The sequence below is a fragment of the Ferviditalea candida genome (genome assembly GCF_035282765.1).
Taxonomy (GTDB): domain Bacteria; phylum Bacillota; class Bacilli; order Paenibacillales; family KCTC-25726; genus Ferviditalea; species Ferviditalea candida.
Genome location: NZ_JAYJLD010000016.1, coordinates 36,371 through 53,455, shown reverse-complemented (window position 1 = coordinate 53,455; position 17,085 = coordinate 36,371). Strand labels below are relative to the sequence as shown.

The window sequence follows — 17,085 nt, the reverse complement described above, 5'->3', positions numbered from 1 at the left end:
CAATGTTAAATTCAAATCCTGCTGAAGCTGGAAATTTGATTTTCTTTATTCTGGAAAAACGTTAGCGTGCCCCGATTTTTTGCTTCAATACTTTGATCGCTTCCTGCAGCTGCAGATCGTTTTTGGGATCCCTGATCGTTTTGATGATGCTGTCTTCCAAAAGGTCGGCGGTTTTCGCGTTGACTGCGCCTGTTACCGGAAGCCCGTGCTGACGTTGAAACACCTTGACCGCCTGCGCTGTTTTTTCGCTGAAGTACCCGTCTGTTCTTCCCGGATTCAAGCCCAGCCCGGTCAGCATCATCTGCAGATTCCGGATCGGGTCGCCTGCAGCGTCGTACTTCATTTCAACATCCCTGTTCAACGGAGCTGTTTTAAAATATGCCGGCTGCTGGACTTTGATATCGGGCTCGATCCCCTTCTTATGAATCCAGTTTCCGGAAGGCGTCAGCCATTTGGCGATGGTCATTTTGATATTGCTGCCGTCACCGAGTTCCTTTTCATAGGTCGTTTGGACCGTCCCTTTGCCGTACGTTTTCTCACCGACCAGCGTCGCTCCCGCAGATTCCTTCAAGGCGGCGGCCATAATCTCCGATGCGCTGGCGCTTCCCTCATTCACTAAAACCACAATGGGATAGGCTTTGCCGCTTCCCTTGGACACCGTTTGTGTCTTTTCCTGATCCCGGTACTCCACCTGAACCAAAGTTTTGCCGTTCGGCACAAGGGATTCCAAAAGATTCAACACCCCGTACAAATATCCGCCGGGATTGTTGCGCACATCGATAATCAATCCTTTCAGGCCCTTGGACTCCAAGGCGGCCAGTTCCTGCTTGAAACGGTCCGCCGTATTGCTTGAGAATTGGCTGATTTGGATTTTGCCGATCTGCTGGTCCAGCATTTCGGAACTGACGGTCTCGATGCTGATTTCGTCCCGGACCACAATAATCTGAATCGGTTCTTTCATCCCCGGACGCAATATCTCCAGCTTGGCCTGAGTGCCCTTCGGTCCCCTGATTTTCATTACGGCTTCGGTCAGGCTCAAGCCCTCCAGCTTCGCGCCGTTCACCGACAGGATCATATCCTTCGCATGAATACCCGCTTTTTCGGCCGGGGAATCCTTAATTGGAGACATCACGGTCACCCGTCCGCCTTCCATCGTGACTTCCGCGCCGATTCCGGTGAAGTAGGCGTCCACGCTTTCATTGTATTTGCCCGCTTCCTCTTTATCCATATAGGTAGAGAACGGATCGTTCAAGGACTCCAGCATGCCGCGAATGGCTCCGTCCACAATTTTGTCCTTGCCCATCGGGGAGATGAATTTATGCTCAATCAACTGGTAAGTTGTGTTGATTTTTTGAATGTCAGCTTTGCTCAGACCATCCGTTTCTTTCGCGGAATTTTCGGCACCGGCGCCCGGAGCCGCCGAATTCCCGGGACTCGCCTGGATCGGATGATCCTTCGTCAGCACCGGTGGAAAGCTGAATCCCGTTCCGATGAAGGTCAGCGTCATGATACTGCCGGCAAATAACGCGGCTAAAACAAGCGCCAATACCGTTCGGCCTTTGAATAACATGCATACACCACCTTTACTGCCAATTGCCGCCTATTCTAGTACGTTTTAGTATGTGAAAGGCCTGTACAGATTATTTATGCCTCAATCGATTATTTCAAATAATTCATCGGATCAACAGGCTTTTCATCCAAGTATACTCCAAAATGCAAATGGTTCCCAGTCGATCTTCCGGTGGAGCCGACATTGCCGATCAGCTGTCCCTTTTTGACCACCTGATCCTTCTTCACGCGAATGGAATTGTTGAGCATATGGCCGTACAGCGTCCACATCCCGTTGCCGTGATCAATGATGACGCAGTTGCCGAAACCGCCCCACCACTGGGCCACAAGAACGACCCCGTCGGCAGCGGCCAGCACATCGGTTCCCCCGGGAGCCGCGATATCCGTCCCATTATGAAAAGCGCCTCTTTTCCCGGTTATCGGATCAACCCGATAACCGAAGCCCGATGAAATCCGGAATATCTCAGGAAGCGGCCATGCCAATTTGCCGCCGCTGAACTGCTTCATTTGCAGCTTGTTTTTCTCTTTGTTGAGTTGGGCTACCTTGGACGCCAAGGCGATCAGCGCTTTCTCCTGCTCCTCGGAGGCTTCCTCCAATTCCTTTTGCGTTTGATCGAGGCTGGCTACAAGCACTTTTTTCTTTTCCTCTTGAACGAGCAGACTCTGCTGCTTCTCTTCGAGCTTCGCGTACAGATTCTTCAACTGCCCCAAATCCTGCTCGATCTTGTTCTTGGTCCGGGCAATCATATCGCGGTCGCGTTTGTTCGCTTCCAAAATGCTCTTATCCTGACCGATGATCGCGGTCAACGAATCCAGCCGATCGAGAAAATCGGAAAAATCGGTGGAGCTCAATAACACATCAATATATTGGACCATGCCGTTTGAATACATCAAACGCAGCTTGGCTCGGATCAATTGATCGCGCGAGGCTACCCGGCCCTCAGCATCCTGCAGATCCTTGCCCGCCTGCAGCACCTCATCGGTCGTCTTATCGATCTCCTGCTGGTACTGGTTCAACTCTGCGGACACCCGATCCATACTCAGAAGAAGGCTGTTGAATTCTTCCTTCGCCTGCTTCTTGTCTCTAATGACCTGATTGATTTTGCGCTCGGTCAGCGTTCTCTGCCATGCGGCATTTTCCTTTTGCTTTTCCAATTCGCGAAGCTGCCGGTTGATTTCATCCAAACTGGACTCAGCATGTCCTTGATAAGGAAAAAACACGGAAGAGAACAAGATGATGGATGCCAAAAGGGGCAGTATCAGTTTCTTCAATCTATGAACCTCCTTTTCCCATATTACACTTTACACTTTCAGAAATTTGCGGACGGATACGACGCTTCCCCAAATTCCAATGATTACGCCGATTCCCAGCATAAGAACCGCAAGCTTCAGACTCAACCGGCTTACCGGAAGCAGCTGAATCATCATCATCCCCAACTGCACTTTGCTGGCGTTCACTAACTCCGAATATCCATACAGGAGAACGATCAACGGAACCAGCGATCCGATCAAGCCCAGCAGCGAACCCTCGATAAAAAAGGGCCAGCGGATAAAACCGTTGGTCGCTCCGACCAGCTTCATGATTCCGATTTCCTTGCGGCGGGCGATAATGGTCAGCTTGATTGTATTGGAAATTAAGAACATCGCGGTAATCATCAGACCGACGACCATGGCGAGGCCGACGTTGCGCACCAAAGCCGTCACCTTAAACATCGTCTCAACCGTTCCCTGGCCATAGTTGACTTTGCCGATCGGGGCGGGAGACTTTCCGTTGTTCAGCGCCATAATTTGCCCGGCCGCCTGGGCGACATTTCGAGGCTCGTCCACTTCAACGGTAAATGAATCCGGCAGCGGATTATTGGCCCCGTCATAGCCCTCCAGCATATCCTGATTTTCTTTGCCCAGCTTCTCTTTCAGGATTCGGTAGCCTTCTTCCTTCGAAACGAAAGTGACTTTGCTGACCTCCGGAATGGAGCCGATTTGGTTCTGCAGCACGGGAATTTGGTCCTTCGGCAAATTGACGTCCAGATACACCCGGATTTCAACCTGCTTTTCGATTTGATCGGCCAAATAATTGACATTCAACGCCAGCAGCACAAAAACGCCGAGAATAAACAGCGAAATGGCAATAGCGCTGGTCGAAGCAAACGACATCCAGCCATTGCGGATGATGTTCTTGCTTCCTTCTCTCAGATGGCGGGCGAACGTACTAATCCTCATAGCCGTATTCACCCCGCATTTCGTCCCGGATAATTTCGCCCTTTTCAATGGCGAGAACCCTTTTTCGCATATTGTTTACGATCTCTTTGTTATGGGTCGCCATAATAATGGTCGTTCCTCTGAAATTGATTTCCTCAAGCAGTCTCATAATTCCCCAAGATGTGTCCGGGTCGAGGTTCCCTGTCGGTTCATCCGCAATAATCACCGACGGACTGTTGACAATCGCCCTGGCAATGGCGATGCGCTGCTGCTCGCCGCCGGAGAGCTGGGACGGAAGGGATCCGGCCTTGTCTTTCAGCCCGACCAGCTCCAGAACCTCCATGGTCCTCTTTTTGATCACTCTGCCGGGAGCTTCGATCACTTCCATGGCAAACGCGATATTCTCTACCACGGTCAGCTTGGGCAGCAGCCGGTAGTCCTGAAAAATCACACCGATGTTTCTGCGCAAAAACGGAATTTTCCGTGGCTTCAATTTTTCGAGATTGAAACCGTTCACGAATAGGTGACCCTTGGTGGGGACTTCTTCCCGGTATATCAATTTCATGAACGTGGACTTTCCAGCTCCGGAAGGTCCCACGATATATACGAATTCGTTGCGGTCCACTTTAACTGTAATGCCTTTCAATGCATGCGTCCCATCTGAATAGGTCTTCCAGACGTCCTGCATTTCTATCACAGATATCACGTCTCCCGTATTGATCCTGAATATGGTTAGCCTTTATTATTTCGACACTATTTCTCCAAATCCTTTATGAATCCGTAAAAATCAACAATTTACAACCATTATAGCACGAATTCCGATATGAATTTCCTTAAAATAAGGTGAAAATTTTGGTATTTGCGGCATTGGCGTCCCATGCCATTTTCATGTCACATGCAGGTGACGTGAAAATGGCATGCTGAAGCGCCCCTGAAGAATTCGAATTGAGCGGATTTTAGCGGAAGCGAATTTTCAGGATAGAAAAGCATAGGAATATTACAGCGTCAACGAAACAATTCTTTTGATTGTAAACGGCTTCAAAACTTCTATACATTGAGAAAGGGGAGTACATATGAGTATAAAGAAGTTTGATTATACCGTCGCCTCTGTATTGGCTGCCCTAAACGAAATCACACGCGGGCGCGTCGTGATGGACTGGGAGGAAGTGACGGCCGGCAGGAATCCATATGTCGTCATGAAGACGTCGAATATTCCAGGCAAAAGCGTGATGGAAATTCCGGGCCTGATATTCGGAAGCAAAGACAAGCCCGTTCGAAAAATCGGTGTAGGCATGACCTTGACCGAGTCGATGATCGAGCTGGCTTCGGGCATTGGCCTCGACCTTGTCATCGTGCATCATCCGGTGGCCGATGCGGCAAATTCGGGCGGCGTTCCGTTGGCCGGCTATTTGCCGCTTTACAATATTGCGCTTATGGAGCTTCATGAAGCGTTTCACGGCCTGCATCCCGGCGTTGCCTATTTGCACGGACACCGCAAGCTTTCGACCGATATCAACTTCTGCGGCGTTCCCGGCAATATCCTGCATGTCGGCGTAGCGCTTGACGGCATCCGCACGGCCGGCGACATGATCCGGCATCTCGACCGCTTCATGGGGAGGGAGCAGGAAAGGAAGCTGCTTGAAGCTGAGCGAAGAATACGCGGTGACATACAGATGATTGAAACGACGCTGTCCAATCCCAATCAAATTTTAAGCGGCACGCCGGATAGCCCTGTCAAGCACATCCTGCATTTCTTTCCGCACACCGGTTTCAGCGTTCACGATTTGGAACGGGCGCTGGAAATGCACCCGGAGACGGATACCATCATCGCAAGCATCAGCAGGGTGCGGGAAGACCATCCGCTCGTGCAGGTTGCGCGGCAGCGCAGACTCACTTTTATCGTGGGAAACCCCCACTCTGTGGAAATTCTGGAGAACGGTGTGCCGCTCGCTTATGCCATTCAGCAAATATTGCCCGGGTTGGAGGTGTTTATCTTACGGGAACGCGTCACAGCGTCATTGCTCAGCCAACTTGGACACAAGGAAATCGCGGAATACGGCAGGGAAATGGCGCTCGGATATTTGGTGCCGGAGGGCAAAGAGGCAAAGGCAGGACGAGGTAAAACAGTTACTGTCGTCAATTGACGCGCAAGCGTTATAACCCCAAGAAAGAAGGAGGAAACAAGCATGAAAGTTGTTCGGCTTCGTATGGCACTAGTGCTTTCCATCATTATCGCACTGCTGGCGATGGTGGGCTGTTCTTCTTCGAACACCGCCCCCAATACGAGCCCCGGCAGCAGCCCTGCAAACAGTCCGAACGGCGGCACAGGCGGCACAGGCGGCGGGACGCAAACCAATCAGGCAACGCCGACGCCGACGCCGGCGCCCGCAATGACAACCGTTCGTTTCTCCGAGGTGATCCGATCCATTTTTTACGCTCCGCTTTATATTGCAATCGAGAAAGGCTTTCTCAAGGATGAGGGGATCAATGTCGATCTTGTCACGTCCCAGGGCTCCGACAAAGGCGCTGCGGCCCTGCTGGCCGGCACGGCGGATATTTCCCTGATCGGTCCGGAAACCACCATCTTCATTGCCAATCAGGCAGGCAGTAAGAAGGTGAAGGTCTTTTATCAGCTGACCATGAAAGACGGGTCCTTCCTGCTGTCCCGCAGCAAAAACGACAGCTTCAAATGGAGCGATCTGAACGGCAAAAACATAGTCGGCTGGAGACCCGGCAGCGCGCCAAACATGGTTCTGAACGCGGTTCTCAAGAAAGAGAAGGTGACCAACGCCAACGTCATCACCAACCTAGCGGCGCCTGCCATGGTCGGCGCTTTTGAAAGCGGCAAAGGCGACTACATTCAACTCTACGAGCCGCTGGCATCCATGCTCGAGACGCAAGGTAAAGCGTATTTCGTCGCATCAATGGGCGAACAATTCGGCAATTATCCGGAAACCTCTTTCGTCGCGACTTCCGATTACATCAAGGCCAATCCGCAGATCATCCAGAACTGGACGAATGCGCTGATTAAAGCGACGAAATGGCTGCAGGACAGCAGTCTCGACGACTCGGCCAAAGCGCTGGCCCCTTACTTCACCGGAACCGATTTGAATTTGATCAAAAAATCGATCGAACGCTACAACAAGCAGGGTACTTGGTCCTTGAATCCGATCATGGATCAGGCGCAATTCGACATCCTGCAAAATGTGCTTGTGGAAAATGGAGTCTTGAAGGCGGATCAGAAAGTGAAGATGGACGATGTGCTCGATATGAGCTTTGTGCAAAAGGCGGCAAAATAAAGCTTGAGCAAAAGCTTGCGGAGGGGAAAATGACCGAAATGGCCCAAATCGAACTGCATAACGTATCGCTTAGTTATTTTACTCCGAAGCAGGAGACGGAAGCGCTCCGCAATATCAATTTCAGCATCGAGCAAGGGGAATTCATCAGCATCGTGGGTCCGAGCGGCTGCGGCAAGAGCACGCTGCTCGGCCTCATCTCCGGCATGCTTAAGCCGATTGCCGGCGAGGTCCGGATTATGGGGGAAACGCTAAAGGAGCCGTCCAAGCGGGTCGGCTACATGCTGCAGCACGACCATCTGTTTGAGTGGCGCAATGTGCTGCGCAATTTGCTGGTCGGCGCGGAGATTCGCCGGATGGACCGCAAGCAAGCCGCGGAAAAAGCTCTTAACCTGTTAAACCGTTACGGATTGGGCGGGTTCGCATACCACAGCCCGACCCAATTATCCGGCGGAATGCGGCAGCGGGTGGCGCTTATTCGGACCCTCGTAACCGAACCGGACATCCTGTTATTGGACGAACCGTTCTCTGCTCTCGATTATCAGACGCGTCTAACCTTGGCCGACGAAATTTCGCACATTATCCGCGACCAGAAAAAAACCGCCATTCTGGTCACGCACGATATTTCCGAGGCGATTTCCATGGCGGATCGCGTATTCGTCATGTCGATACGCCCAAGCACCATCAGCAGCGTGCATCAAATCACCTTCTCCGGACCTGAACGGCCTTCTCCTCTGCGCACGCGGGAAGCGCCTGAGTATAACGGCTATTTCAATTTGATCTGGAAGGAGATTGAGGAAAATGTCAGAGCCGGAGGCCAACCGTGAGCCATCCGCGCAATATTCGCATTATTTAAGAAGGCTGCGCAGAAACAACTTCACGATTCTCCTGACACGACTGTTCGTGCTGATTGCATTTCTCGGGTTATGGGAATGGGCGGCTACGATGGAGTGGGTGAATCCGATGCTGACAAGCAAACCGTCGGCGATCGTCCGTTCATTCGCCGATTTGCTGTCCCAAAACGGGATATTGAATCATACTTGGATCACGGCAAAGGAAACGATCATCAGCATGGTCATTTCCATGGCGCTCGGCACGGTTATCGCAATTTTATTTTGGTGGTCCACATTCACCGCCAGAGTGCTTGATCCGTATGTGGTCGTCTTGAACGCGCTCCCGAAAGTGGCGCTGGGACCGATCTTCTACATATGGTTGGGCGACCGCCTGTCCATATACGGGATGGCGATTGCCATATCGATCATCGTCACCATCATTTACATCGAATCGGGCTTCAGGGAAATCAGCAAAAGCAAGCTCAAGCTGATGGAGTCCTTCGGAGCGACCCGCTGGCAAATGCTGACAATGGTTCTGCTGCCGGCCAGCATTCCCAACTTCATAGCCACGTTAAAAGTTAATGTAGGTCTAACTCTGGTCGGCGTCATCATGGGTGAATTTCTGTCAGCCAAAGCGGGGCTTGGCTTTCTGATCACTTATGGAGGCCAGGTGTTTCAGATGGATCTGGTGATGGTCAGCATTTCACTGCTTGCCCTGTTATCCATCATCCTGTACGGGGTTGTTTCCATCATCGGCAAGTATTTGTTAAAGAAATATCATTTTGAATAGAGGCGATTCCCTGGAGTCTGTCCGACGAAAGCAAAATCGTGAATATTTATTCAATTTTAAGAGCGTGTTCAAAAGTTTGGGTCGCTGCGCCTGCCTTTTTGTACACGCTCTTTAAACTTTCCGTGTCACGAAAATCAATCCGTCGGACAGACTCCCCCCCTGTCTCCTTAGCACCTTATCTGTTTTTCGGCATTAACGCTTCTGCCCAAACCTGGTTTGCTCCCACCGTTTCCCCGGCGCGGGCAATCGCCTCCGCCACTTGGTTCGATGCCGTCCCGCCGTAAACGTTCCGCGCATTGACCACATGCTCGGGCTGAAGCACTTGATAGATGTCCTCGGCAAACAGCTTGGAGAATTTCGTAAACTCATCCAACTGTAAATCAAGCAAATACTTTCCGTTCTCGATGCAGTGCAGCACCAGCTTGCCGATGATCTCATGCGCCTGACGGAATGGAACACCCTTGTTGACCAAATAGTCGGCGATATCCGTCGCGTTGGAGAAATCCTGGCTCACCGCTTGGCGCATCCTGCCGCTGTTCACCTTCATCGTGGCGATCATCGGCGCCATCAGCTGCAGTGCGCCTTCCAGCGTGCGCACTGTGTCGAACATGCCCTCTTTGTCTTCCTGCATATCTTTGTTGTACGCCAACGGCAGTGATTTCAGCACCGTCAGCATGCCGATCAGGTTGCCGTAAACCCGCCCGGTCTTGCCCCGAACCAGTTCGGCCACATCCGGGTTTTTTTTCTGGGGCATAATGCTTGAGCCTGTGCAGAATGCGTCGTCCAATTCGATGAAACCGAATTCCGTACTGGACCACAGCACAAGCTCCTCGCTGATCCGGGATAGATGCATCATGACCATCGAGGCATTGGAGAGAAACTCCACGATAAAATCGCGGTCGCTCACCGCATCAAGGCTGTTGTCGTAGATGCGATCGAATCCGAGTTGCTGCGCCACAAAATGCCGGTCGATCGGAAAAGTCGTCCCGGCCAGCGCGCCGGCGCCCAGCGGAAGCATATTAATGCGTTTGTAGCTGTCCTGAAGCCGCTCGATATCCCGCTGAAACATGGATACGTAGGCCATCAGATGATGCGCGAACAGCACCGGCTGGGCACGCTGCAAATGTGTATACCCGGGCAGGATGGTGTCTATGTTCGCTTTGGCTTGTCCTATCAGCGCTTCCTGCAATTTGGCCAAAAGACTGACGAACTCCGCGACGCGTTTGCGCAAATACAAATGCATGTCGGTCGCCACCTGGTCGTTCCGGCTTCTTCCGGTATGCAGTTTGCCGCCGACCGAACCGATATCCTCAATCAGCGCTTTTTCGATGTTCATGTGAATGTCTTCATCGGAAATCGAATATTCCATTTCTCCCCGTTGAATCCTGTGGAGAATTTTATGCAGACTCTCTTTGATCTGATCGACGTCATCCTCCGGCAAAATCCCGCATTTGCCCAGCATGGTCACATGCGCCAGACTGCCCTCGATGTCCTCTTCGGCCAATTCCTTGTCAAACATGATTGATGCCGTATACTCTTCAACCAGCTGATCGGTTTTTTTGGTAAAACGTCCACCCCATAATTTTGACACTTTCCATGCCCCCTTCACACAGCTTCGGCCCGCCTGCAAATGAAGCGAGCCTTGCTGCCATATATTCTTCCCCGTATGTCATTCCGATCCCTCTTCATGAATCGAGACGATTATCTATTTGGCGTTATGTTCGACGCCCGCCAGCACCTTCAAACGCAGCGCATTCAAATGAATGAATCCGGTCGCATCGGATTGGTCATAGGCTTTGGACGGATCGGCTTCCATAGTGGCAATATCCGGATTGTACAAGCTGACCGGGCTCTTGACGCCGGCAGCGATCACGTTGCCCTTGTACAGCTTGACCCGCACGGTGCCCGTAACGTTCTTCTGGCTTTCAGTGACCAGCGCCTGCAGCGCCTGCCGCTCCGGCGAGAACCAGAAGCCGTTATAGACCAGGGCGCTGTATCGGGAAATCAGCGAATCGCGCAGATGCATCACCTCGCGGTCCATGGTCAGCGATTCCATCATCCGATGGGCTGAAAACAGGATCGTCCCGCCCGGCGTCTCATATACGCCGCGGCTTTTCATCCCCACGAAGCGGTTTTCCACCATATCCACCCGACCGATGCCGTGTTTGCCGCCAAGCTCGTTCAAGCGTTCCATGACCTCAAGCGGAGACATCCTTGAACCGTTGAGCGCCGTGCAGTTTCCCTGCTCAAACTCAAGCTCCAGATACTCCGCCTCGTCCGGCGCTTCCTCCGGCGATACGCTGAGCACATACATATCGCGATTGGTTGCCGCGCTGGCATCGAACCACGGATCCTCCAGCATTCCGCTCTCAAAGCTGATGTGCAGCAGATTGCGGTCCATTGAATACGGCTTCGCCGCAGAAGCCTTGACCGGGATCCCATGCGCCTCAGCGTAAGCGATCATCTCCGCGCGGCCGGGAAACTGCTCGCGGAATTCCTCGATCCTCCATGGCGCAATCACCTTCACTTCCGGCGCCAAAGCGGCCGCCGTCAATTCGAATCGCACCTGATCGTTCCCCTTCCCTGTCGCTCCATGCGCGATGGCCGTCGCCCCTTCCATCCGGGCAATCTCGACCATCCGTTTGGCGATCAGCGGACGGGCAATACTGGTTCCCAGCAAATATTGTCCTTCATAAAGCGCACCCGATTGAAACATCGGGTAAATGAAATCGCGGGCAAATTCCTCGCGCAAATCGTCAATATAAACCTTCGAGGCGCCGGTCTTCAGCGCTTTTTCCTCCAGACCGTCCAGTTCGTCCTTCTGCCCGATATCCGCCGTAAACGCGATGATTTCGGCATCATATTTCTCCTTAAGCCAAGCCAGAATTACCGAGGTGTCCAACCCTCCGGAGTAAGCCAATACTATTTTTTCTTTCGACATTTCCAGTTTCCCTCACTTTGCTATATTGCCTTACATGATCGCTGCCATGATCGCTTTTTGGGCATGCAGCCTGTTCTCCGCCTCATCATAGATCACCGAATGCTTTCCGTCGATGACGGACTCGCTGACTTCTTCGCCGCGGTGGGCCGGCAGACAGTGCATGAACAAATAATCCGGCTTGGCGTATTTCGCCAATTCCTCATTGACCTGATAACCGTTGAAGGCGCGCATGCGGGCCTCCTGTTCCGTTTCAAATCCCATGCTGGCCCAAACATCCGTATACAGGATGTCCGCATTTTCCGCCGCTTCCCTCGGATCGCGGCAAATCTTGACCGATCCCCCTGTCAGCTCCGCATTCTCTCTACTAAGCTGCACAACCTCCGGATCCGGATCATAGCCTTCCGGTGCGGCTATGGAGAAATGCATGCCAAGCTTGGCAGCGCCCATCATCAGGGAGTGGGCCATGTTGTTGCCGTCTCCGATAAAGCTGATCTTCAGCCCTTCCAGCTTGCCTTTATGCTCGAGCACCGTCATATAATCGGCCATCGCCTGGCACGGGTGCGACAAATCCGTCAAGCCGTTGATGACCGGGACGGTCGCGCCTCTCGCGAGATCGATCACGTTGCGGTGCGCGAACGTCCGAATCATGATTCCATCCAGATAGCGGGACAACGTCTTGGCTGTATCCCAGATCGTCTCGCCCCGCCCCAGCTGCAGATCGTTCCGGCTCAAAAACAGCCCCTGTCCGCCCAGCTGATACATTCCCACTTCGAAGGAAATACGCGTCCGGGTGGATGATTTTTCGAAAATCATGCCCAGCGTTTTTCCTTTCAGCGGATGGTGAATTTCACCGGCCTTTTGCTTTTTTTTCAGTTCCACCGCCAGATCGATCAAATATTTGATCTCTTCAGGCGCATAGTCGACGAGAGCGAGAAAATCTCTCCCTTTCAGATCCATTTCGACTTCTTTATTCGTCAACAGACTCATTCCATCCTCTCCTTTATTTCTCAAATATTGTTCTCTACGAATCCGCTATACGGCGGATACGGATTTTCTCGCCAAAATGGAGCATAGAATTTCCAGACCACGGTCCAGATCCTCCTGCGGAATCGTCAAAGCCGGCAGCAGCCGGATGACATTCGGTCCGGCGGGCACGACAAGCAGTCCTTCCCGTTGGGCCTCCACAATCAGCTCGCCAATCGGTTCCGCGCATTCAATCCCGATCATCAACCCTTTGCCGCGAATTTGCTTCACCAGCGAATTCCCCCGAAGCCGATCGCCGAGCTGCTTCACGACATATTCCCCCAACGCGTGCGCTCGTTCCGGTATTTGCTCCTCCAGCATCGTTTCCAGCGTGGCGATCCCCGCCGCCGTCGCAATCGGCGTTCCGCCGAAGGTGGTCGCATGGCTGCCCGGGGTGAAAGCTTCTCTCAGCTTGGCTTTGCCGAGCATCGCGCCCACCGGAAATCCGCTGCCCAAACCCTTGGCCAAAGTGATAATATCCGGCTCGATTCCGTAGTGCTCATAGGCGAATAATCTGCCCGTTCTGCCCATGCCGGTTTGAATCTCATCGACAATCAGGAGCAGACCGTGGAGCTCGCACAAACGAACGACTTCCTCCACGAAATCCTCATCGGCCGGATTTACGCCGCCTTCACCCTGGACCATTTCCAGCATGATCGCGCAGGTGCGCTCGGTAATATGGCTCTCCAACGCGTCTGCATCATTATACGGGGCATATACGAAGCCTTCCGGCAGCGGCGCAAAACCGTCCTTGACCTTGTCCTGACCGGTCGCCGTCAGCGTCGCCATCGTCCGGCCGTGGAACGACTGCTGGAACGTGATGATCTCGTGCCGCTCTTTTCCCAGCACTTTCCGGTTATACCGGCGGGCCAGCTTGATTGCCGCTTCATTGGCTTCCGCGCCGCTGTTGCAGAAAAACGCCAGATCCGCGCAACTGTTGTCCGTGAGCATTTGCGCCAGCTGCTCCTGATTCGGAATGTGAAACAAATTGGAGACGTGCCATAATTGATCCAGCTGCGACACCAGCTTTTGCTTCACCCGCTGCGGCACATGGCCGAGATTCGTTACCGCCAGGCCGCTCATGAAATCGATATATTCTTTCCCCTGATCATCCCACAGGCGGCTCCCCTCGCCTTTGACCAGCGCGATCGGGTACCGGGAATAAGTGGGAAACAGCGCACTCTTTCCGTCCTGATTCATCGCGATTCCTCCATTTCACATTCAATATAAGTTTAGCGTTCTGCCCCAACATCCTTGACAATGCGCGTGCCGATCCTTTCGCCGGAAAGTACCCTGCTGAGGATCCCCGGTTCCTTGCCATCGACGATGACGACCCGTTTGACCTGACCCTGGATGCACTGCACCGCCGCCCGCACTTTGGGAATCATGCCCCCGTAGATTTCTCCCGAGCGGATCATCCCGTCAATTTTGTCCACTGTGACCTCGGGAAGAATTCGTTTATCTCCGTTCATGATACCGGGGACGTCCGTGACGACGATCATTTGCTCCACATCGAGATGCGATGCGACCGCTCCGGCCGCCGTGTCGGCATTGATATTATATCGTTGTCCGTGCAGGTCCAATCCCAAGGGAGCAATAACCGGCATAAATCCGAGACCGATGATGCTTTGAAGCAGTTCCGCATTCACCCGCGTTACCTCGCCGACGAAGCCGACCTCCGCTGCGTTCTCGACGGGCTCCGCTTGAATCAGCATTCCGTCAACGCCGGACAGGCCAAGCGCTTTGGCGCCGTTCTGCTGGATTTTGCGCACGATCTCCTTGTTGATTTTGCCGGACAGAACCATTTCCACCACATCCAGCACCGCTTCATTCGTTTTGCGCAGTCCGTTCACAAACTCGGTCTCGATGTTCAGCTTGGACAGTATTTCGGAGATCGCCGGACCTCCCCCATGCACAATAACCGGAATCATGCCTTCCGACTGCAGTTTCTGCAAGTCCCGGTAAAACAGATCGGGCAGCTCGGCCAGCGTGCTGCCGCCGCATTTCATCACAAAACAAGCTTGCCCCATTCCTCAACCCTCCCCTCAATGTTGTCCAAAGCGGCATTTATTTCGCTTCAAACGTCATGTCCGGTAAGCGGCATTAATCCGCACATACTCATAGGTCAAATCACAGCCCCAAGCCGTCGCATTCGCTTCGCCCATATGAAGGTGGATGTCAAAGCGCACCGACTCGCCCCTCAAGTACTCCAAAGCTTCGTCTTCATCAAAAGGAACCGGCCGGGACTGCCGCAGCACCTGAATATCGCCGACAAAAATGTCCACTGTGTCCGTGTTGACCGGCTGTCCCGCTCTGCCCACCGCCGCAATGATTCTTCCCCAGTTTGCATCCGCCCCGAATGCGGCGGATTTCACCAGGCTGGAACCGATCACCGTCTTGGCAATGGACTTGGCGGCTTCATCGGAAACCGCGCCGAACACGTTCACTTCGATCAGCTTGGTGGCTCCCTCGCCGTCTCTCGCAATCATTTTGGCCAAATGCTCGGCCACATGCCGAAATGCCGCAGCGAACTTTTCCCAATCCGGATGGCCGGGAGCGATCGGTGCATGCTCCGCCAGCCCGCTGGCCATCGCCACGAGCATGTCGTTTGTGCTGGTATCTCCATCAACGGTAATCATATTGAAAGTGGCATCGGTCACTTCATTAAGCAGCTTCTGCAGAACCCCTTGCTCGATATTCGCATCGGTGGTGAGAAAACCGAGCATCGTCGCCATGTTCGGATGGATCATGCCGGAGCCCTTCGCTGCGCCGGCGATATAAACGGTTCGCCCATCCACTTCCAGCTGCACGCACAGCATCTTCCGCACCAAATCGGTGGTCAGAATCGCCTGGCAGAAATCCTCCGCACCTTGTCCGCTCACTTTGGCGGGAAGCCGCCTCAGCCCGCTTACCACTTTATCCATCGGCAGCAGCTCTCCGATCACCCCTGTGGAAGTCACACCCACGTAGTGTTCAGGCAGGCCGAATGCCTCCGCGGCGACTGACCGCATCCGGAAGGCGTCCTCCTCCCCCTGTTGGCCTGTGCAAGCATTCGCATTGCCGCTGTTGACCACCATCGCCCGGAGCTTTCCTTCAACCGCGATGCTGCTGCGGGTCACCTTCAGCGGCGCCGCCTGAAACAAATTGCGGGTATATACGCCGGCCGCCACAGCCGGCACCTCGCAGAATATCGCCCCTAGATCGTAGCGATCCGTTTTCTTCAATCCGCAGTGCAGACCCCCTGCTCCGAACCCCCTCGGAGACGTGATAGATCCGCCCTCTACAACGCTGAATGCGCTCTGATTCATCATCTTCATGTTCACCGGTCCTTCAATTTATATCAAAAATGGCTTTTTCTCTAAGCCGCATGCGGATCAAGGAAAAATAGGCGTAAGACGGAGCCCCGTCTGTTCATCCCAGCCCATCATCAAATTCAAATTTTGCACCGCTTGGCCGGCGGCTCCTTTTACGATATTGTCAATGACGGAAATAATGGTGAGCCGGCCCGTTCTCCGGTCCGCGGCGAATCCGATATCGCAGTAATTGGAGCCGGCGACTTCCTTGGTTGCGGGCCATTTGCCCTTGCCGCGGATTCTGACAAAAGGCCGCCCTTCATAGTACTTCCGGTACAGCTCGATCAAATCCTCCTCCGTACGGTCCCCGTTCAAGGATCCATACATCGTGCACATAATGCCCCGTGTCATCGGAACCAAATGAGTGGTGAACGTAACGGTAATCTCCCTGCCGGCAATCAGGGACAGCGTCTGTTCAATCTCGGGTATATGCTGGTGGCGGTTCACCTTGTAAACCGAGAAATTCTCATTCACTTCCGAAAAATGTGCGGACAGATTCAATCCCCTGCCGGAGCCGGAAACCCCTGATTTGGCGTCAATAATGACGGAATCCGGATCAATCCAGCCGGCCGCAAGAGCTGGGGCCAAGCCCAGCGCCGCTGCTGTAGGATAGCAGCCCGGATTGGAAATGAAATCCACCCCACGGGCCTCCTCCCCGAACAGCTCGGCAAGCCCGTAAACCGCCCGCTCCAAATACTGCGGCTCGGCCGCTTTATGTTTGTACCACTGACCGTACAGTTCGCCCGATTTCAAACGGAAATCGCCCGATAGATCGATTACCTTCAGACCGGCCTCCAGCAGGCGGGGAATCAGCTCCGTACTGACGCCTGACGGAGTAGCGGTAAACACGACATCCGCTTTGCCTTTGATCAAATCAATGTCGATCGGGTCGAGCTCATCGGATAAAATTTCCTGCAAATGCGGAAATCCTTCAGCGATCGATACTCCCGAATTCGATGACGAGATTACGGACGCAATCGTCACTTTCGGATGCTGAAGGAGCAGGCGAATCAATTCGACGCCGCCGTAGCCCGTGGAACCGACAATCGCCACCCTTAAAGAATTCATGCCACTTCTCTCC

15 protein-coding genes are annotated in these 17,085 nt (G+C 53.3%); 4 read left to right on the top strand and 11 right to left on the bottom strand.

The annotated features are described in order from the left end of the window. Positions 1 to 61: 61 nt before the first annotated feature. The 4 genes from VF724_RS12040 to ftsE form a co-directional block, all read right to left on the bottom strand. The gene (locus VF724_RS12040) at positions 62 to 1,570 is read right to left on the bottom strand and encodes a S41 family peptidase (protein ID WP_371754493.1); all 1,509 of its coding nucleotides are present in this window, start codon (positions 1,568 to 1,570) and stop codon (positions 62 to 64) included. An 89-nt stretch (positions 1,571 to 1,659) separates the two neighbouring features. Beyond that, positions 1,660 to 2,841: a murein hydrolase activator EnvC family protein gene (locus tag VF724_RS12035; protein ID WP_371754492.1), complete on the bottom strand. Its 1,182-nt coding sequence runs from the start codon at positions 2,839 to 2,841 to the stop codon at positions 1,660 to 1,662. 30 nt (positions 2,842 to 2,871) lie between these two features. Next, entirely contained in the window at positions 2,872 to 3,789 is a 918-nt protein-coding gene (gene ftsX / locus VF724_RS12030; protein ID WP_371754491.1) for a permease-like cell division protein FtsX, read from the bottom strand. Beyond that, positions 3,779 to 4,465, bottom strand: coding sequence for a cell division ATP-binding protein FtsE (ftsE, locus tag VF724_RS12025; RefSeq protein WP_371754490.1), 687 nt, complete (start codon positions 4,463 to 4,465; stop codon positions 3,779 to 3,781). Before ftsE ends, ftsX begins: the two co-directional genes overlap by 11 nt. Positions 4,466 to 4,841: 376 nt before the next feature. Here ftsE and VF724_RS12020 point away from each other — a divergent pair, with 376 nt between their 5' ends. From VF724_RS12020 to VF724_RS12005, 4 genes are read left to right on the top strand one after another with little or no spacing between them, the layout of a single operon-like run. Then, positions 4,842 to 5,912, top strand: coding sequence for a Nif3-like dinuclear metal center hexameric protein (locus VF724_RS12020; RefSeq protein ID WP_371754489.1), 1,071 nt, complete (start codon positions 4,842 to 4,844; stop codon positions 5,910 to 5,912). A gap of 42 nt (positions 5,913 to 5,954) precedes the next feature. Next, complete coding sequence (locus VF724_RS12015) at positions 5,955 to 7,067, top strand: ABC transporter substrate-binding protein (protein ID WP_371754488.1); 1,113 nt, start codon at positions 5,955 to 5,957, stop codon at positions 7,065 to 7,067. 29 nt (positions 7,068 to 7,096) lie between these two features. After that, positions 7,097 to 7,891: an ABC transporter ATP-binding protein gene (locus VF724_RS12010; protein WP_442788065.1), complete on the top strand. Its 795-nt coding sequence runs from the start codon at positions 7,097 to 7,099 to the stop codon at positions 7,889 to 7,891. Then, a complete protein-coding gene (locus VF724_RS12005) occupies positions 7,866 to 8,687 on the top strand; it encodes an ABC transporter permease (protein WP_371754487.1) in 822 nt (273 codons plus the stop codon). The genes VF724_RS12010 and VF724_RS12005 overlap by 26 nt, the downstream gene beginning before the upstream one ends. A 175-nt stretch (positions 8,688 to 8,862) precedes the next feature. Here the strand turns inward: VF724_RS12005 and argH are convergent, their stop codons facing one another. From argH to argC, 7 genes are all read right to left on the bottom strand, one after another. Next, positions 8,863 to 10,278: an argininosuccinate lyase gene (gene argH, locus VF724_RS12000; protein WP_371754486.1), complete on the bottom strand. Its 1,416-nt coding sequence runs from the start codon at positions 10,276 to 10,278 to the stop codon at positions 8,863 to 8,865. Positions 10,279 to 10,392: 114 nt separating this feature from the next. Further along, positions 10,393 to 11,628 (bottom strand): argininosuccinate synthase, encoded by a 1,236-nt coding sequence (locus tag VF724_RS11995; protein ID WP_371754485.1) that lies wholly within the window; start codon positions 11,626 to 11,628, stop codon positions 10,393 to 10,395. 30 nt (positions 11,629 to 11,658) lie between these two features. Then, entirely contained in the window at positions 11,659 to 12,615 is a 957-nt protein-coding gene (gene argF / locus VF724_RS11990; RefSeq protein WP_371754484.1) for an ornithine carbamoyltransferase, read from the bottom strand. Positions 12,616 to 12,660: 45 nt separating this feature from the next. Then, the gene (gene argD, locus VF724_RS11985) at positions 12,661 to 13,851 is read right to left on the bottom strand and encodes an acetylornithine transaminase (RefSeq protein WP_371754483.1); all 1,191 of its coding nucleotides are present in this window, start codon (positions 13,849 to 13,851) and stop codon (positions 12,661 to 12,663) included. A 32-nt stretch (positions 13,852 to 13,883) separates the two neighbouring features. Beyond that, positions 13,884 to 14,681 (bottom strand): acetylglutamate kinase, encoded by a 798-nt coding sequence (argB, locus tag VF724_RS11980; protein WP_371754482.1) that lies wholly within the window; start codon positions 14,679 to 14,681, stop codon positions 13,884 to 13,886. Positions 14,682 to 14,735: 54 nt separating this feature from the next. Next, entirely contained in the window at positions 14,736 to 15,962 is a 1,227-nt protein-coding gene (gene argJ / locus VF724_RS11975; RefSeq protein WP_371754522.1) for a bifunctional glutamate N-acetyltransferase/amino-acid acetyltransferase ArgJ, read from the bottom strand. 63 nt (positions 15,963 to 16,025) lie between these two features. After that, a complete protein-coding gene (gene argC / locus VF724_RS11970) occupies positions 16,026 to 17,072 on the bottom strand; it encodes an N-acetyl-gamma-glutamyl-phosphate reductase (RefSeq protein ID WP_371754481.1) in 1,047 nt (348 codons plus the stop codon). Positions 17,073 to 17,085: the final 13 nt, after the last annotated feature.

Bases quoted from the DNA above. Each gene is read 5' to 3' on its own strand.
- VF724_RS12040 (WP_371754493.1), bottom strand. From the start codon at position 1,570: ATGTTATTCAAAGGCCGAACGGTATTGGCGCTTGTTTTAGCCGCGTTA.
- ftsX (WP_371754491.1), bottom strand. From the start codon at position 3,789: ATGAGGATTAGTACGTTCGCCCGCCATCTGAGAGAAGGAAGCAAGAAC.
- VF724_RS12020 (WP_371754489.1), top strand. From the start codon at position 4,842: ATGAGTATAAAGAAGTTTGATTATACCGTCGCCTCTGTATTGGCTGCC.
- VF724_RS12015 (WP_371754488.1), top strand. From the start codon at position 5,955: ATGAAAGTTGTTCGGCTTCGTATGGCACTAGTGCTTTCCATCATTATC.
- VF724_RS12010 (WP_442788065.1), top strand. From the start codon at position 7,097: ATGACCGAAATGGCCCAAATCGAACTGCATAACGTATCGCTTAGTTAT.
- VF724_RS12005 (WP_371754487.1), top strand. From the start codon at position 7,866: ATGTCAGAGCCGGAGGCCAACCGTGAGCCATCCGCGCAATATTCGCAT.
- VF724_RS11995 (WP_371754485.1), bottom strand. From the start codon at position 11,628: ATGTCGAAAGAAAAAATAGTATTGGCTTACTCCGGAGGGTTGGACACC.
- argF (WP_371754484.1), bottom strand. From the start codon at position 12,615: ATGAGTCTGTTGACGAATAAAGAAGTCGAAATGGATCTGAAAGGGAGA.
- argD (WP_371754483.1), bottom strand. From the start codon at position 13,851: ATGAATCAGGACGGAAAGAGTGCGCTGTTTCCCACTTATTCCCGGTAC.
- argB (WP_371754482.1), bottom strand. From the start codon at position 14,681: ATGGGGCAAGCTTGTTTTGTGATGAAATGCGGCGGCAGCACGCTGGCC.
- argJ (WP_371754522.1), bottom strand. From the start codon at position 15,962: ATGATGAATCAGAGCGCATTCAGCGTTGTAGAGGGCGGATCTATCACG.
- argC (WP_371754481.1), bottom strand. From the start codon at position 17,072: ATGAATTCTTTAAGGGTGGCGATTGTCGGTTCCACGGGCTACGGCGGC.